The following is a 15,854-nucleotide window of genomic DNA, read 5'->3' on the forward strand; positions in this document are numbered from 1 at the left end:
CTCGGGCAGGCCCGGGGCGGCGCCTTCCGCATGGCCGGCGCACGATTGGCCCGCTCGGCTCCGCGAAACGGTCTAGCATCGTGGCCTCAGCGGCCGTTCGGGCCGAAGATCACAAGAGGAGCAGCGGCATCGATGGAGCGTGTCATCGGCATTGACCTTGGCACCACGAACTCGTGCGTTGCCATCGTCGAGGAGGGCGTCCCGACCGTCATCCCGAATCGCGGTGGGTACAAGACGACGCCGTCCATGGTCGCGATCACCGAGGCCGGCAAGCGGCTCTGCGGGCACATCGCGAAGCGGCAGGCGATCACCAACGCCGAGAACACGGTCTACGCCGCGAAGCGGCTGATCGGCCGGAAGTGGTCGTCCCCGCAGGTGAAGAACGCGATCCTGACCGCCTCGTACAAGATCGTCGAGGGGCCGCACGGCGACGTCCGCATCCAGCTGCGCGACAAGACGTACTCGGTCCCCGAGATCAGCGCGATGGTCCTCCAGGAGATGAAGCTGTTCGCCGAGGACTACCTCAACGAACCGGTCTCGAAGGCGGTCATCACGGTCCCCGCCTACTTCAACGACAACCAGCGGCAGGCGACGAAGGACGCGGGCCAGATCGCGGGGCTCGACGTCATCCGCATCGTCAACGAGCCGACGGCTGCAGCGCTCGCGTACGGGTTCGGCAAGAACGTCGAGAAGACGATCGCCGTCTTCGACCTCGGCGGCGGCACGTTCGACATCTCCGTGCTCGAGATCGGCGCGGGCGGGGTCTTCAAGGTCATCGCCACGGCGGGGGACACGTTCCTCGGCGGCGAGGACTTCGACGCGCGCGTCATCGACTGGCTTGTGCAGGGCTTCAAGGAGCAGCACGACGTCGATCTGCGGCAGGACCGGATGGCTCTCCAGCGGCTCAAGGACGCCGCCGAGAAGGCGAAGTGCGAGCTGTCCAGCGTCCTGGAGACCGAGATCAACCTGCCGTTCATCATCTCGAGCGCGCGGAACGAGGCGCTGCACCTCCAGCGGACGCTCTCGCGGGCCACGCTGCAGGAGCTGTGCGAGGATCTCGTCGAGCGGTGCATCGAGATCTGCAGCCAGACGCTCGAGGATGCGCGGCTCGACCGCGACGAGATCGAGGACGTCGTGCTCGTCGGCGGCATGACGCGCATGCCGAGGGTGCAGGAGGCCGTCCGCGACTTCTTCGAGCGCGAGCCGTGCAAGGGGGTGCACCCCGACGAGGTGGTCGCGCTCGGCGCGGCGGTGCAGGGCGCCGCGCTCGTGGACGAGACGAAGCAGATGATCCTGCTCGACGTCACGCCGCACGCGCTCGGCATCATGACGTTCGGGTCGAACTTCGAGGAGCTCATCCCGCAGAACACCACGGTGCCCACGAGCCGGTCGAAGATCTTCACGACGAGCCGCGACAACCAGACCGCCGTGAAGATCCTGGTCATGCAAGGCGAGCACCAGAAGGCGACGGACAACGAGCTGCTCGGCGAGTTCATCCTCACCGGCCTGCGCCGCGCGCCGAAGGGGCAGGTCGAGATCGAGGTCACGTTCGAGATCAACAGCGACGGCATCGTCTCGGTGAGCGCGAAGGATCTGGAGACGGGCCAGCAGCAGTCGATCCAGGTCACCGCGTCGAGCGGCCTCACGAAGGAGGAGGTCGGCGAGATGATGGAGGCGGCGAAGGAGTACCTCGTCGATCGCCGCGCGAGCGACCAGTTCGAGGGCGTCCGGCAGGAGGCCGAGAAGCTCATCGCCGAGATCGAGCGGATGTTCCCGCAGGTCGAGCAGATCGTGGCGTCCAGCGACTTCGGCCGCGACGCCATCGGCAAGGCGCGCGGGATCGTGGACCGCTCGCGTCAGGCCATCGGCCGGCGCGACGCTGCCGCGGTCAAGGAGCAGATGGAGGCGCTCTCGCGCACCCACCGGATGTTCAAGGGTGTCGTAGCCAGGCCACAGGGGTGAGGGGTGGCCGCGATGAGGGAAGACGATGCGGTCGGTGCCGCCTGACTCCAAGACCCTGGACTCCTCCTGGGGGCTCGACGAGGTGGACGAGCTCGAGGACACCCAACCGGTCGCCTCGAAGGAGCTCCTCGCGCTCGCCGCGCTCGCCCGCGAGGAGAAGGGCTCACCCCGCATGGAAACCCCGCCCGCCGGCACGCCTCTGCAGCCGGACGGCGAGGGCAAGATCACGCTCCCGCCGCCGATCCCGGTCAGCGACTACGTGGCAAAGATGATGACCCGCCGCTCTCACTCGAGCTCCGAGATCACCGCCCAGCGGCAGCGCCCTCCGGAGGCCTTTCCGCCGGAGGGGTACCCGCCCGTCCCGCCGCCGCGCCGGACGATCCCCTGGGAGCCGCCGCCCGGCTCCTCGTTCTCGGGCAAACACGGCGCTCCCGGCCGAGAGACCGCGAGGCTCGGCCTGGAGTGCGACGAGCCCGGGGTCCCGTCGCGGCCCGGCGGGCGGATGGGGTTCGGATCGCTCGACGCCGAGCGCGACTTCGGGTCGGAGCTCGACGACGATCTCCTGCGCGAGCCGAGCCCGTCGTACCCGCGCAGCTTTGGCGAGATCGACGTCTTCGGTGGTCCGCCGGTCGATGCGCGGGACGTCCACGTCCCCCCGGCGGCGAAGGGGCGCGTCCCTCGTCCGGACGACGGCGGGCCGCTGGGCATCGATTTTCGCCTCGATCTCGGGTTCGAGGAGCCGGGCCCTCCGATGGACGAGCCGCCGATCACGCCGCCGCCCGGCACGCTCCGTTACGGCCTGCTCGTGGAGGACGACGAGCCCGCGTTCCGCGGCGGGACGGGGGCGCTCGCCGGTTCGACCTCGTACAGGGTATCGGGCGAGGCGCAGGGCGCGGCGCGCGCTCCGCGCCGATCCGAGACCGAGCGCGCGCCTGCAGCCGTCGCGACGGTCGACAAGGGGGTTCATTCACGCGCAACCGAGCCCCACCTGAGCGCCCAGGGGCCGCGGGAGCAGATGCAGCACCGGTTCGATCAGGGCGATTTCGGCGGCGCGCTCATCCTTGCGGAGGGCCTGCTCGAGGAGAACCCGAAGGACTGGATGGCGCGGCAGTACGCGGACAGCTGCGTCGAGATGCTCCGGCAGATGTACCAGTCGCGCCTCGGAGACGGCTCGCGGGTGTTGCGGCTCGCGGTGTCGCCGGATCAGCTCCGCTCGCTGAACCTCGATCACCGCGCGGGCTTCCTGCTCTCGTGCATCGACGGCTACAGCTCGATCGACGAGATCCTCGACGTGTCGGGCATGCAGTCGCTCGAGGCCTTGCGGCTCCTGTACGAGCTCGTGCAGGAGGGGATCGTCTGCAGCGTCTAGGCGCCGGCCTCGCCTGACGTCGCGGCGCCGCCTCATCGTTCCGAGCGGACCGCCGCGTCCCAAGACCCGCCTTTCCGCGATGCCGCAAGCTCGCTAGGTTGCACCGGTGCGCACGGCTCTCCAGGCCGCTCTCGGTCTCCTCCTCGCGCTGCTCGCCGGCCGCATGGGCGCGTCGCTGCTCTCGACGGTCCAGCCGATCGAGCCCGACGCTCCGGCGCGGCGGTCGCCGGCCGCCCCCTCCGGCGCGAGCGCCGCGCCGGCGCTGGCAGCTCCGGCGCCCGCGCCTCCGCCGGGCGCCGAGCTCGCGGCCCACGCCGATCCGATCGCGAGCTACACGCTGCGCGCGAGCCTCGATCCGGCGCAGCACACGATGCACGGCGAGGGCACGCTGGTCTGGCGGAACGCGTCGCGCGAGCCGCAGCGCGAGCTGTTCGTCCACCTCTACCTGAACGCCTTCAAGGACCCGCGCACCGTGTTCCTCCGCTCGTCCATCGACGGCTTTCGCGGTAGCGAAATACTGTATGATTACGGTCATATCCAGGTGGCCCGCTTCGCGGTTCGCGAGATGGAGGGCGCGGACGTCTGGCCCCGCGGGAAGCCCACGACGCCCGGCGATCCCGACGACGCGACCGACATCCGGGTGGAGCTGCCGCGGGCCGTGGCGCCGGGCGAGGCGATCACGATCGATCTCGCGTGGGACGCGGACCTCCCGTCGCTCGCGCTCAGGACGGGTCACCACGGGAGCTTCCACATGGTGGGGCAGTGGTTCCCGAAGATCGCGCGCCTCGAGCCCGACGGGCGCTGGGCGCACTTCCCTTACCACCGGCTCTCGGAGTTCTACGCCGACTTCGGGGCGTACGACGTGACGGTCGACGTCCCGGAGCGCTTCGTGGTCGGGGCGACCGGCCGGCTCGTGGAGGAGCGGCGGGCCGACGGGCGAGCGATCCGCCGGTTCGTGCAGGAGGACGTGCACGACTTCGCCTTCGCCGCGTGGGACCGCTTCCGCGAGCTGCGCGCCACGACCGGCGACGGCGTCGCGATCCGGTGCCTCTTCCCCGAAGGGAGCGAGCGCGAGGCGGCGCTGGAGATCGACCTGGTCCGGTTCGGCCTCGAGCGCTTCGGCGCGGCGTTCGGCCGCTACCCGTACGGCACGCTCACGATCGTGCACCCGCCGGAGGGCGCCGAGGAGGCGGGCGGCATGGAGTATCCGACGCTCATCACGACCGGCGGCAGCTGGCTCTGGCCCGCCGTGGGCGTGCGTCTCGTCGAGGCGGTCACGGTGCACGAGCTCGCGCACCAGTGGTTCTACGGCCTCGTCGCGACGAACGAGCACCGCTACCCGTTCCTCGACGAGGGCCTCACGACCTACGCGGAAGCGGACGCGCTGCGCGCGCGCTACGGCGACGGCTCGTGGGCGCGCCTGCTCGGGCTCGAGATCGACCTCCGCGCGCAGTACCGCGCCGACGCGCTCACGTCGGGCCACAACGGCGCCGTCGCCCAGCCGGCCGCGGGCTTCGTCGACGGAAAGGACTACCTCGGGCTCGTGTACGGGAGGCCCGCTGTGCTCCTCGCGACCCTCGCCGGCGTGTACGGCGAGGACCTCGTGCGGCAAGCCGTCGGCCGCTACGCGCGCGAGAACCGGTTCCGGCACCCCGGCCCAGAGGCGCTGCTCGACGCGGTGCGGCGGGAGGTGGGCGACGAGGCGGCCGAGGCTCTCCGAGCCGGGCTCTTCGAGCGCGCGTGGGTCGACTACACCGTCGAGGCGTTCGACGCATGGCCCGCGGACGGCGCGGCGCCCGCGCCGGGCGAGGCCGGGATCGAGGCGGCGGGCTACCGCGGCCGCGCCGTCGTGCGGCGCCGCGGCTCGCTCGTGCTCCCCGTCGACGTCGCGCTGCACGGCGAGGACGGGAGCGTGCAGCGGGCGCGGTGGGATGCGCGTGAGAGCACCGCCGCGATCCCTTACGCCGGCGCCGCTCCGCTCGCCGCGGTGGTGATCGACCCCGACCACCGGGTGCTGCTCGACGAGGACCTCGCGAACAACGCGCGCCGATCGCGCCCCGACCTCCTCGCGCCCGGCGTGCTCTCGCGCGCGAGCTTCGCCGTGGGGCTCGCGCTCACGCTCCTCGGGCCATGAGCGCGCCGGCGGAGCGGGGCGCGAGCGATCCGGGCTCGCAGGGGGCCGCGGTGGCCGAGCCAGGGTGCGCGCGGCGCGCGGCGGGGCGCCCCGCCGCGCACGAGCGGCCAGCCGCGGTCGCGCTGTACTTCGGCTACCGGGCCCTCGCCTCGCTCGTGGTCGCGGCGCCGCTGTCCGTCTTCGTGGCCCAGATCGTCGGCGAATACCCGCGCGGCGACGCGATCCTCTTCGACCCCGGCGGCCTGATGCTCAGCGAGCTCGCGCGTCTCTCGGTGCACGCCGCCGCTGCCCTCGCCACGCAGCTCGGCCTGGGCACCCTGCTGGCCGCCGCGCTCGGGCTGCTCCCGCTCGCGGTGCTCCTCGCCGCGCTGAGCCAGAAGGGACCGCTCTCCGCGCAGGACCTGGGAGGCCGGGCGGCGCGCGCCCTGGGCCCGCTCGCGCTGCTCTGGGGCGTCGCGCTCGCGGCGCAGGTCGCCGCTGCGGCGCTCGTCCTGCTCCCCGGGACGAGGCTCTGCGCGGAGCTCCCGATCCTGCCGCGCGGCCGCGACCTTGCGGCGATCGCCGTCGCCGTGGTCGCGCTGGTGCCGGTCGCGGCCATCGCCCTTCTCCACGATCTCGCGCGGGTCGCCGTGCTCGGCGAGCAGCGGGGCTTCTACACCGCCGTCTCCAGAGGGCTCGACGCGCTGCGTGGTGCTCCGCTCGCGGCTGTCTGGGCCTGTGCGTCCCGGGGCGCCCTCGCGGTCGTCGCGCTCGCCGGCGGGGCGTTGGGCATGCTCCTCGCCGGGGTCAGCACGGGCCCGCGCGTCGCGGCCGCGCTCGCCGCGCAGCTCGCGGCGTTCGCCGCCGCGGCCTACCTGCGCGCCTCGTGGCTCGCGGCCGCCTTCCGGCTGCTCGATCGCTCCGCGCCCTGGCACGAGCGCGACCAGCACATCGCGCCCGACGACGCGGCCGGGTGATCGCTCCGCTCCGCGCCCACGGCAGGCGGGAGGCCCGCGGGGAGGTGCGTCCAGCGGGCGGGGCCCCACGCGAGAGCGAGCCGAGGGCGGCGCGCGGAGGGTGAAACGGAGGGGGAGCGGACCCGGTGCGCGTCCCCGGCTTCTGCGCGGGTAGGCAAGACAGCAGGCAGGCAAGCGCGGAGCGCGCCGAAGAATTCCTTGACATTCGGCTACATCCGCGTAACGTAGCCCGCCCGTGACCGACGCTTCCGGCGTAAGCGCGGGGCCCGCAGCAAGCCCAGGTAGCTCAGTTGGTAGAGCAGAGGATTGAAAATCCTCGTGTGGGCGGTTCGATTCCGTCCCTGGGCACTACCGTTCTCTTGCTTCGACCGGCGAGCAAACGCCGCCGTACCGTCCTCACACGCTAGCGTGAGCAGCCGTTCCGCACGGCGCAGCCGCTTGTCGTGGGTTCGCAGGTTTGCGGGTAACTCCTCCTCTCGCCAGCTGGCCTCGGCGGCTCGCTGCGGGTGAGCGCGCAGCGGTCTGTTCAGGAATACTTTCGCGGGTTTGGCCACATCGGGTGACAGTGGAACTTGGTTCCGGTGCGGTAGCGATCCTGATAAGGTGACGGGGGGATCACTCGTTGCAACCTGAACACTCCGGAGGCGCCCCAGGGAACGGCGCCTCCTCATGGAGGCTCCCTCATGGCCGATCGTCGTGTCGACTCCTCGCGAAAGAGCTCTCCGGAAACGGCCTCCGCTTCCGACTCGGCGCCGCGGAGCCGGCCGTCTGCGCCAAGTAGCCAGGCCAGCGAGACCGTTCGAAAGAAGAAGATCCTCGTCGTCGACGACTCGCTGACTTCGCTGCTGTCACAGCAGCTGACGCTCGGCGTGGACGACTACGACATCGTCATCGCGCGCAACGGCAAGGAGGCCATCGCGAAGGCGATTGCGGAGCGCCCCGATCTCATCCTGATGGACGTCGTCATGCCGGCGATGGACGGCTTCCAGGCCTGCAGGTGGCTCCGCGCGTTCGATGCGACGAAGACCGTGCCGATCATCATGATGACGACGAGGAGCGATCAGACGAGCATCAAGATCGGCTTCGCGAATGGGTGCACCGACTACCTCATCAAGCCTTTCGACAGCAATACGCTGCTCACGAAGGTCCGCACCCACCTCGGCGAATAAGCGATCTCGCCCTCTCGGCGCGCGCCAGGCGCTGCTTCGACCGAACCCTGGCGATCGGAAGGCCCTCCGCGCGCAGGAGCAGCTTGCAGGAAGATGGGACGGCACGCGCCGCGCGAGGCCTGCCGCAACGCATACGCGAGCGCCGCGAGCGCGCCTCGCGCGAGGTGCCCTGTCACGAGGGGCGCAGAGCAGCCACGCGGCGCGCGCGACAGCCTCGGCGCCGGCCGTCGATCAGAAGAACTGGGCCACGACGGCGCCGGACACGGGCAGTCCGGCGCATTCGCGCAGGTTCTCTATCACCGTGTTGCACCCGGCGATGGCGACGTCTCTGCCGTCGCACACGAACTCATCGTCGATGCAGGAGATGGCCTCGTCGAACTGGTCCTCGCAGCCGTCGTACTCCGCGGATCTCTCGGCGTCCTCGAGGGCGTCCACGCACTCCACCTCGTCTCTTTCGCTGCACGAGCCAGTGCAATCGCACTTGTCCTCGCACAGGCCGGACAGCGAAGCACCACAGCCCGGAAGCATGGCGAGCGCGAGGGCGATCGTGAACGAGGGGGCGAGCTTCAAGGGGTATCCTCCGACTTGGACGCGCAGCGCGCGAGCTTCGATGACGGTGGCCCTCTTATCGCGTCTGCGGAGGAGGCACAAGCCGCACGTGCGCCGCCAGCCGTGCGCCAGGGAGCTGGCCAGTGTGCGATACCGCCTCCCTCTCAGTTCCGCTGGCCCCGTTTGGCCCCTTCCGACTGCGCCGGCCAGAGCCGGCGGAAGCCGACGCCGAGGAGGGTGCCGTCGTCGCGCCGCACCAGGCCGCCGAAGCGGCACTTCTCCACCAGCGTGCCTTCGGCGAGATCGCCGCCGTCTTGAAACCGGATGCGCTGGCCCTCGCTCAGGGCCGCGAAGACGCGCGCGTCGGCCGCGATGGCGATGAGCGACTCCGGCGCAGCGACGCGCAACGGCGCGAGGTCGGCAGGGCGCGCTCGGTGAACCACGCCCCGGCGGGTCACGGCGCTTGCGAGGCCCAGGCTTCGCGCTTCGTCCGGGGTGGATGATGCCGTTGTGGTGGTGTCAATCCACACATCGACGGTGGTGCCACCCCTGTACAGGACCACGCCAGGGAGCGCCTTGCCCGTGGCGGTGGTCAGCAGGACCAGCTCGCCCACGCCGGGCTCGGTCGACGCGCGCCCGCCGAGGCGCTCACGCACCGCGTCCACCGTGGGCGTGGCCGACGCAGGCGCCGTCGCGCGGTCGGCGCCGGCCCGGTGGAGCAGGGGGAGCGAAAGCTTGCGCGTCATCGGCCCCAACCATTCTACGCGAACCGACGCGCCCTCGCTCGGGCGCGGCCCTGGAATCCGCGCCTGAAGCCGCCTGCGTGTCTCCAATCAGGCCGACGCTCGCGGCCCCCGGTTACAGGCCGATGGCGCCGCGGTACATCCACCCCGTCTTGCCGCGGTGCTCGATCTTGTACCAATCGTTCTGCCGGCCAACGAGCTTGACCCGAGTGCCACGCACCAGCCGCATCACCACATCACCCTCCTTGGGCGCGCCGCGGACGAGCGCAGTATCCCAGCTCACCGTGGCCAGGCCGCTCACGGCGGTCTCGCTCGTGGTCGTGCCGGCGGCCTGCTCCTGGTCGTCGCCGCCGGCCTCCGCCTTGGCGGTGTCGGACTGCGCGCCCGGGGGATAGAAGGTGGCAGTGTAAACGAGGGAGTACCGGCGGTACTTGTGCGGGACTTCCTCGAGGGACACGTTCGAGAACTCCCGCGCTGCGCACTGGAGAATGCCGCTGACCGTCGAGGCCGGCAGGCTCGTCTTCTTCCCCTTGACGACCTGGACCTCCTTCTTCTCGAAGTTGAGCTCGAAGCCGATCGGGAGCTTGCCGTCCACGCCGAGCGCCGCCGGACACTGGGCGAGCTCCTTCAGCCGGGGCAGCGCGATCGGATCGAACTGGAGCTCTCCGCAGTCCTCGACCTTCTTGTTCTTCTTGTCGGAGCAGCGCGTGATCCTGCCAGGGCCGACCACGACCTGCTGCTGGTTCTTCGCGGCGGCCTCGGGAGGCTTGGCCTCGGGCTCCGCGGTCCCGGGCGCCGCTGCCGCGGGGGGAGGGGACGCCGGCGCCGCCGTGGCCTCGGCCGTCGCCTTGACGTCGGAAGGTACGGTCGGGCCGATGCGGACGCCGGCGAGCTTGGGCCACGCGACGCCGACGACAAACCCCACCAGCGCGATCACCCCGATCCGCGACCAGACCGGCTGCTCATCGCCGGGACGGGGGATGTCGACCGTCAGCGGGCGCTGCCTCTTCGCCATGTCCGCCTTCGCCATGTCCAGCACGTCGCCTAGCACAGGTGAGCCATCAGAACGAAATAGTCCGTTCGATCGGGCCGCGGACCGCTCAGTCGCCCGCGATGCCCGCCGCCTCGAGGAGCGGTCGCACCCGGGACTGCGCGATGGCGTAGACCGCGCGCACGCCGTCGCGCCGGGCGTAGACGACGTTCGTGCCGCGGAAGGCGTCGCCCGCGCCGATCGCGATCGTGAACGACCCCACCGGCGCCCGCGGCGGGACCGCGACGCTTTCCTCCGCTGGGGCGGCCTGCGGCCGGGAAAGCTCGACGGTGACCCGGAGGCGCGGCGGGCTGAGGCCATGGTGCCGCTCCGGCTCGCCCAGCGCGACGGCGCCCTCGGCCCGAAGATCGGCCAGCGCGTCCCGGACGCTCGCGGCCAGCGCGGCGGCGCTCGCCTGATCGGCCGCTCCCGCGATCGTGAAGCCCTCCGGCGAGCGCTCGATCACGACCGGCTTCGCGCCCCGAGGGGCCAGCGTCACCCGGGCGATCTCGTGAGGCGGGACGAGGAAGATGTCGCGGCGGAGCAGCAGGCGACCGGCCGCGGCCTCCAGCGCCGGCGGCGCGACGAACACCGCAGCGCCGTCCCCGGCGCGCGCGAAGGAGCCCGCGCCGCTGCGCGCGCCGAGCACCACCCGGGCCGCGCGCGTCGCCGCGCCGGCGCTTCCACCGCCGGGCTCCGGCGCGGGGTCGAGCTCGGCCTCGACCACGAGCCGGGGCGCGCCGAGCCCGTAGCTCTGGCCAGCATCCTCGGCGATCCAGCGCTCGGCCTGGAGGCCGGCGAGCAGCTCGGCGAGCTCGTCGGCCAGTCCGCTGTCGGCCGCGAGGCCCTCGCCGCTCGGCTCGACGAGCCGCCAGGCGCCCTCGCCCGTCCGGCGGAGCCGCTGGACCAGGCCGGGGCGCTCGATCCGCAGCGCGCTGACCCGATCGGGGGTGAAATCGAAGACCTTCATGGAGCGCAGCGACACCTCGGAAGGGAGGAGCGCGCCGACGGCCTGGGCAGGAATCTCGGCGATCGCGCCGTCCTCGAGCCGCCGGACGTGCACCACGCCGGCCTGCTCGGCGCCGATCTCGAGCGTCTCGATCCGCTCCTGCGGCTCGCCCTCGGCGACCGCGCCCGGCGGCGTCGAGACGACGCGGAGGGTGGCCCGAGGCGAGGCGAGGCCGAGCGCCGCGAGATCGCGCGCCCCGGGCAGGAGGCGCGTGGCGCGGACGTCGAGGATCGCCTGGACCAGGGCGCGGCCCGTCTCCGTCGGGACAGGACGGTCCTGCGGGGCCCGCAGGTGCCACTCGCTGCCGGCGCGCGCGAGCTCCAGCGAACGCTCGCCGGCGGCGAGCTTCACCTCGGCGACCTCGTCGAGCGGCGCGGCGACGAGCGCGAGATCGACGAAGCGCGACGCCTCCTCGGTGAGCGGATCGAGCACGCTCGCGGGCACGCAGGCGGCCGCGCGCGCGGGCTCGCGCCGCGCCGCGACGACGTGGTCGGGCCGGCCCGGGCAGGCGCCCCCCACGTCGATGACGCCGCGCTTCGCCGCGGGATCGCTCGGCTCCAGCGTCAGCGTGACCCGGGGGCCGCCGGAGGACGCGGCCTGCTGCGCTTCCTCCTCGGAGAGGAACGCCTCGGCCTGCATGCGGCCGAGCGCCGAGAGCACGAGGTCGAGCGCCGGCGCGCTGACCCGGACGCCGCTGCCCTCGGGCGAGCCCTCCGCGAAGCGGAAGCCGGCCCCGCGGCCGCCGCCCCAGGGGGCGCGCGAGAACCGCCGCGATCCGCCGTCGCCGTCGAGCGTGAGGCCCGAGAGCTCCGCGGCGACGTAGGGGACGAAGCTCCGCGAGCGGAAGCGATCCGGCGCCACGTCGAGGGCCGAGGCGAGCTGCTTCGTGATGACGAAGACGCCTCGGCCCGCGACCTCGGCGTAGACCGCGCCGGGCGGCGTCGGGGCGCCGCCGCCGAGCAGCAGGCGCTCGCGGCGCGGGCCCATCGCGAGCGCGATCGAGAGCCTGGGCGAGGCCAGGCCGAGGGCGGCCGGGTCGCTCGCCTCCGCGGAGACGCGCCGCTCCGCGGTCGCGAACTCCAGCGTGCCGAGGAGCTGGTCGACCGTGGGCTCGTCGGCCGGGTAGCGCTGCCCGTCGATCTCGACGTTCCAGGGGCGCTGGCCGGCGTCGTCGACCTCGCCGCGGGTGAGCCGCGCGGTCTGCGGCGCGCCGGGCGCGGCCATCGTCACGGTGAGCTCGGTGATCTCGTCGGGCCGCCACGCCTCGATCAGGTGCTTCTTGCGGCGCTCGGCCTCGTCGGTGGACACCGAGCCCCGGTCGAGGACGAGCAGCGCGACGGCCGCCGCGGCGGTGAGCGCGACCAGGAGCAGCGTCGTCGCGTGCCGGCGCAGCGGCCGCATCACGGCGATCCTTCGCGCTCGGCCCCGGCCGACGCGCCGCGCGCGCCGCGTCCGGCCGGCGCGCCGGGACCCCCCTTGTCGCCGGGGCGGCGCTCGGAGCCGCGCCGCGCCAGGTACACGGCGAGGCCGAGGAGGGCCGCGGCGAGCGGCATGTACACGATGACGTAGCGGAAGATCCCGGCGAGCGAGTCCTCGCTGATCCGCAGGCCCGCCGTGGACGCCGGCTTGTCCGGGATGTCGAGCATGGGCGGGCTCGCCGCGAGCCAGGACAGCGCGCTCTCGACGAGCACGGCTGTCCCGCGGAGCTCCGGGCTCTGCCAGTTCGCGCCGTGGAGCACGCCGGGCGAGCCGACCACCACGACGCGCGGCCCGTGCGCGGCGCTGGACCCCGCGGGCTTCGGCAGCTCCGAGGCGCAGGCGACCGTGAGCGGACCCGGGTGATCGCCGTCGCGCGGCTTCGGCTCGGACGGATCCCGGGCCCAGCCGAAGAAATCGACCATGCCGAAGGCCTGGTCGCTCGTCACGAGCAGGGGCGCCGGGACCACCGGCCCGCTCGCCGTGGGCGCGAGCGAGCTCGCCACCGTGAGCACGGGGCCGAGCCCCTGATCGGCCGCCTTGATGAGTCCCTCGGTGATCGGGTGCGGCCTGACGATCGGCGCGAAGGTCTCGCCGAAGCCCTGCGTCGACCGGAGCTTCGGGTCGAGCTCGAACACGAAGTCCGACCGGAGCTCGACCCCCGCCACGGCGAGCAGGCCCGAGAGCCCGAGGTCCACGTACCGCTGATCGCTCTCGTCCGGCACGGGCCCGAGCGCGATCAGCGCGCTGCCGCCCTTCTCGATGAACGCGCGGTAGCGGGCCACGTCGCTGGCCGGCACCGGCTGGCTCGGCCCGGCGAGGACGAGCACCCGGCAGCGGTCGAGATCGACCTCCGGCGCAGGCTCCGGCGGCGCGGCGAAAGCCTCCTCCTCGTCGCCGTGGCCGTCCGCGCCGCGGCCGCCGCCGAGCGCCACGACCTCGTAGTTGTTCTTGTTGAGCCGGTCCTTCAGCGCCGCGAGCCCGCCGGCGCCGCCGGCCTCGATCGACTTCTCGCCGTGCCCGGCCGCGAAGCAGATCAGCGGCCGCTCGCTGCGCAGGACGCTCCGGAGCGCGCCGGTGAGCGCCTGCTCGAGCCGCGGGCGCGACCGCAGGTCGTCCTCGTCCTCGACCTCGACCAGGTCGCTCGCCGTCAGGAAATGGGGCCGATCGCCGCGCGCGACGATGATCGCCGCGTCCGTGACGATGCGCCCGTCGTCCGTCTTGCCCGCGACGACGCCGTAGCGCTGCTGCACCGCCAGGAACTCCGCCGGGCGCCGGTCGGGATCGGTCACCTCGACCTCGATCCGCGGGTTCTCGGCCCGGTACGCGTCGAGCAGGTGCCGCACCGAGAGCGTCAGGGGGTCGCCCTCCGAGAGCAGGACGTAGACGCGGATCGGCTCCTCGATCGAGCGCAGCGTCGAGACGGTCGCGTCGCTCAGCGTGTACAGGCCGCCCTGCGTCCAGTCCCAGCGCCTGTAGTGGCGGGCGACGAGCAAGTTGACCAGCACCGCGAGCACCATCGCCGCGATGATCCCGACGCTCGCCGAGAGCTTCTCGCCGAGCGAGGTGCCCGGCGGCGGAGCCCCGGCTTGCGCGGGCCGCTCGCCGGACATCAGCCCCACCTCCACGCGTCCACCGCGCGCACGGTCACGAACAGCGGCAGCGCGACCACCGTCCCGTCGAACACGAGGCGGCGCAGATCGACGATCCCGCGGGAGAAGTCGTTCATCTGCGTCCACACCGAGACGTAGGCGCAGAGGTCGTGCGCCGGGCCGTCCGGGAAGATGAACTCGCCGATGCCGAGGATGAACATGCCCATCACCGCCATCGTGCTGAGCACCGCGGCCATGAGCTGGCTCTTCGTGAGCGCGCTGGTCATCGTCCCGATCGCGAGGTAGCCGGCGCCGACCGCGAAGACGGCGAGGTAGCTCGAGCCCACGACCCGCCAGTCGAGCTCGCCGGTCCTGCCGATGAGCACGACGTAGAGCAGCGTCGGCGCCCACATCGCGACGTACGTCACGAGGGCCGCGGCGTACTTCGCCAGCACCACGCCGGCGGAGCCGACCGGCGCCGTCAGGAGCGCCTCGATGGTGCCGCTCCTGCGCTCCTCCGCGAAGAGCCGCATCGTGAGCAGCGGGCAGACGAAGAGCAGCGGCAGGTAGATCAGGATCGTCTGGCCGAAGAAGACCTGCACCGGGCCCGTGTCGGCGGAGAGCTCCACCTCGCCGGCGAACTGCGTCGCGATCAGGAAAAAGTGCACGCCCTGCACCAGCAGGAACGTGGTGATCAGCACCCACGCGAGCGGCGTCACGAAGAGCGAGAAGAGCTCCCGCTTGAAGATCGGCCAGAAGCCCCTCACCGCCGCTCCTTCCCCGCGCCGCCCTCGCCGCGCCGGGCCGCGCTGCCCTTCTTCTTCCGGTTCCCGGCCGCCGGCCGAGGCGCCTCGCCGCCCTCCGCCCCGGGCTCGGCCGCCTCTCCGGCGCCGCCCCGCGCGCCGGCGTCGTCGGCCGCGGTCAGCTCGGAGAAGACCTGCTCCAGCGAAGGAGCCCAGGGGACGAGCTCGCGCACCCCGAAGCCCGCGGCGACCAGCGCGGCGACGAGGCGCTCGGCGGCCTCGCCCGCGTCGGCGCCGGCGTCGAACTCGACCGTGAGCCGCGCCGCTTCGCCGGCGTCCTCTGCCTCGGCCGAGCGGACCTGCGCCGCGCCGCGCGCCACCGCGAGCGCCGCGTCCGCCGCCCCGCGCACGACGACGCGCGCGCCGGACGACCGGCGCATCGCGCGGAGCTCGTCGATCGAGCCCTCCGCCACGAGCCTACCGCGGGCGATCACGAGCGCCCGCGTGCACGTCGCCTCGACCTCGGAGAGGATGTGCGTCGAGAGGAGCACGGTACGGCCCGGGCCGAGCCGGCGCACGAGCGCGCGCACCTCGCGGATCTGGTTCGGATCGAGGCCCGCCGTCGGCTCGTCCAGGATGAGCAGCGGCGGGTCGCCGACGAGCGCGTCCGCGAGGCCGACCCGCTGGCGGTAGCCCTTCGAGAGGTGGCCGATCAGGACGCTCGCGACGTCCTCGACGCGCGCGTCGCGGAGGGCGCGCGCGACGGCCTCGCCGCGCGCCCTCCGCGGCACGAGCTTCAGCTCGGCGCGGAACGCGAGGTACTCCGAGACGCGCATCTCCGGGTAGAGCGGCGAGGTCTCGGGCATGTACCCGAGCGAGGCCCGCGCGCGCATCGGCTCCTCGGTGATGTCGTGGCCCGCGATCCGCACCCGGCCGGACGTCGCGCCGAGGAACCCCGCGAGGATGCGGAGGGTCGTGCTCTTGCCTGCGCCGTTCGGCCCGAGGAACCCGACGATCTCCCCCTGGCTCACCTGGAACGAGAGGTCGCTCACCGCCTGGTGGGGGCCGTAGGACTTGGAGAGGTGCTCGACCTCGATCATCGTGGCATCGGGCGCAGGGGGT

Annotated in this window: 12 protein-coding genes and 1 tRNA gene; 6 read left to right on the forward strand and 7 right to left on the reverse strand. The window is 72.9% G+C overall.

Going from position 1 to position 15,854, the window contains the following annotated elements; translation table 11 throughout:
* The first annotated feature begins 132 nt into the window (after positions 1-132).
* The 6 genes from dnaK to WMF12_RS12645 all read left to right on the forward strand — a co-directional run bounded on the left by dnaK (position 133) and on the right by WMF12_RS12645 (position 7,590).
* Positions 133-1,962, forward strand: a complete 1,830-nt coding sequence (gene dnaK, locus WMF12_RS12620; protein WP_272103249.1) for a molecular chaperone DnaK — start codon at positions 133-135, stop codon at positions 1,960-1,962.
* A 34-nt stretch (positions 1,963-1,996) separates the two neighbouring features.
* Positions 1,997-3,331 carry a hypothetical protein gene (locus tag WMF12_RS12625; protein WP_437871170.1) on the forward strand — a complete coding sequence of 445 codons (1,335 nt, stop codon included), beginning with the start codon at positions 1,997-1,999 and terminating at the stop codon, positions 3,329-3,331.
* Between the two features lie 106 nt (positions 3,332-3,437).
* Positions 3,438-5,465 (forward strand): M1 family metallopeptidase, encoded by a 2,028-nt coding sequence (locus WMF12_RS12630; protein WP_437871177.1) that lies wholly within the window; start codon positions 3,438-3,440, stop codon positions 5,463-5,465.
* Complete coding sequence (locus WMF12_RS12635; protein ID WP_437871178.1) at positions 5,462-6,421, forward strand: hypothetical protein; 960 nt, start codon at positions 5,462-5,464, stop codon at positions 6,419-6,421. The genes WMF12_RS12630 and WMF12_RS12635 overlap by 4 nt, the downstream gene beginning before the upstream one ends.
* Before the next feature lie 275 nt (positions 6,422-6,696).
* Positions 6,697-6,769, forward strand: a tRNA-Phe gene (locus tag WMF12_RS12640).
* A 335-nt stretch (positions 6,770-7,104) separates the two neighbouring features.
* Positions 7,105-7,590: a response regulator gene (locus tag WMF12_RS12645; protein WP_437871180.1), complete on the forward strand. Its 486-nt coding sequence runs from the start codon at positions 7,105-7,107 to the stop codon at positions 7,588-7,590.
* Between the two features lie 231 nt (positions 7,591-7,821).
* On the opposite strand, the gene WMF12_RS12650 is transcribed toward WMF12_RS12645, so the two are convergent.
* From WMF12_RS12650 to WMF12_RS12680, 7 genes are all read right to left on the reverse strand, one after another.
* The gene (locus WMF12_RS12650; protein WP_437745887.1) at positions 7,822-8,160 is read right to left on the reverse strand and encodes a hypothetical protein; all 339 of its coding nucleotides are present in this window, start codon (positions 8,158-8,160) and stop codon (positions 7,822-7,824) included.
* Positions 8,161-8,303: 143 nt separating this feature from the next.
* Positions 8,304-8,885, reverse strand: coding sequence for a hypothetical protein (locus tag WMF12_RS12655; RefSeq protein WP_437871183.1), 582 nt, complete (start codon positions 8,883-8,885; stop codon positions 8,304-8,306).
* Positions 8,886-8,997: 112 nt separating this feature from the next.
* Positions 8,998-9,912, reverse strand: a complete 915-nt coding sequence (locus WMF12_RS12660; protein ID WP_437871186.1) for an SH3 domain-containing protein — start codon at positions 9,910-9,912, stop codon at positions 8,998-9,000.
* A gap of 70 nt (positions 9,913-9,982) precedes the next feature.
* Positions 9,983-12,322: a DUF4340 domain-containing protein gene (locus tag WMF12_RS12665; RefSeq protein WP_437871188.1), complete on the reverse strand. Its 2,340-nt coding sequence runs from the start codon at positions 12,320-12,322 to the stop codon at positions 9,983-9,985.
* A complete protein-coding gene (locus tag WMF12_RS12670; RefSeq protein WP_437871189.1) occupies positions 12,322-14,010 on the reverse strand; it encodes a GldG family protein in 1,689 nt (562 codons plus the stop codon). Before WMF12_RS12670 ends, WMF12_RS12665 begins: the two co-directional genes overlap by 1 nt.
* Entirely contained in the window at positions 14,010-14,756 is a 747-nt protein-coding gene (locus WMF12_RS12675) for an ABC transporter permease (RefSeq protein ID WP_012235062.1), read from the reverse strand. The genes WMF12_RS12670 and WMF12_RS12675 overlap by 1 nt, the downstream gene beginning before the upstream one ends.
* Positions 14,753-15,832, reverse strand: a complete 1,080-nt coding sequence (locus WMF12_RS12680) for an ABC transporter ATP-binding protein (RefSeq protein WP_437745892.1) — start codon at positions 15,830-15,832, stop codon at positions 14,753-14,755. Before WMF12_RS12680 ends, WMF12_RS12675 begins: the two co-directional genes overlap by 4 nt.
* Between the last annotated feature and the right edge of the window lie 22 nt (positions 15,833-15,854).

The organism is Sorangium sp. So ce363 (assembly GCF_051520435.1).
In the GTDB taxonomy this organism is placed as follows: Bacteria; Myxococcota_A; Polyangia; order Polyangiales; family Polyangiaceae; genus Sorangium; species Sorangium cellulosum_B.

Excerpts from the sequence above, each read along its gene's own strand:
- dnaK (WP_272103249.1), top strand. The coding sequence starts at position 133 with ATGGAGCGTGTCATCGGCATTGACCTTGGCACCACGAACTCGTGCGTT.
- WMF12_RS12635 (WP_437871178.1), top strand. The coding sequence starts at position 5,462 with ATGAGCGCGCCGGCGGAGCGGGGCGCGAGCGATCCGGGCTCGCAGGGG.
- WMF12_RS12645 (WP_437871180.1), top strand. The coding sequence starts at position 7,105 with ATGGCCGATCGTCGTGTCGACTCCTCGCGAAAGAGCTCTCCGGAAACG.
- WMF12_RS12655 (WP_437871183.1), bottom strand. The coding sequence starts at position 8,885 with ATGACGCGCAAGCTTTCGCTCCCCCTGCTCCACCGGGCCGGCGCCGAC.
- WMF12_RS12660 (WP_437871186.1), bottom strand. The coding sequence starts at position 9,912 with ATGGCGAAGGCGGACATGGCGAAGAGGCAGCGCCCGCTGACGGTCGAC.
- WMF12_RS12665 (WP_437871188.1), bottom strand. The coding sequence starts at position 12,322 with ATGCGGCCGCTGCGCCGGCACGCGACGACGCTGCTCCTGGTCGCGCTC.
- WMF12_RS12670 (WP_437871189.1), bottom strand. The coding sequence starts at position 14,010 with ATGTCCGGCGAGCGGCCCGCGCAAGCCGGGGCTCCGCCGCCGGGCACC.
- WMF12_RS12680 (WP_437745892.1), bottom strand. The coding sequence starts at position 15,832 with ATGATCGAGGTCGAGCACCTCTCCAAGTCCTACGGCCCCCACCAGGCG.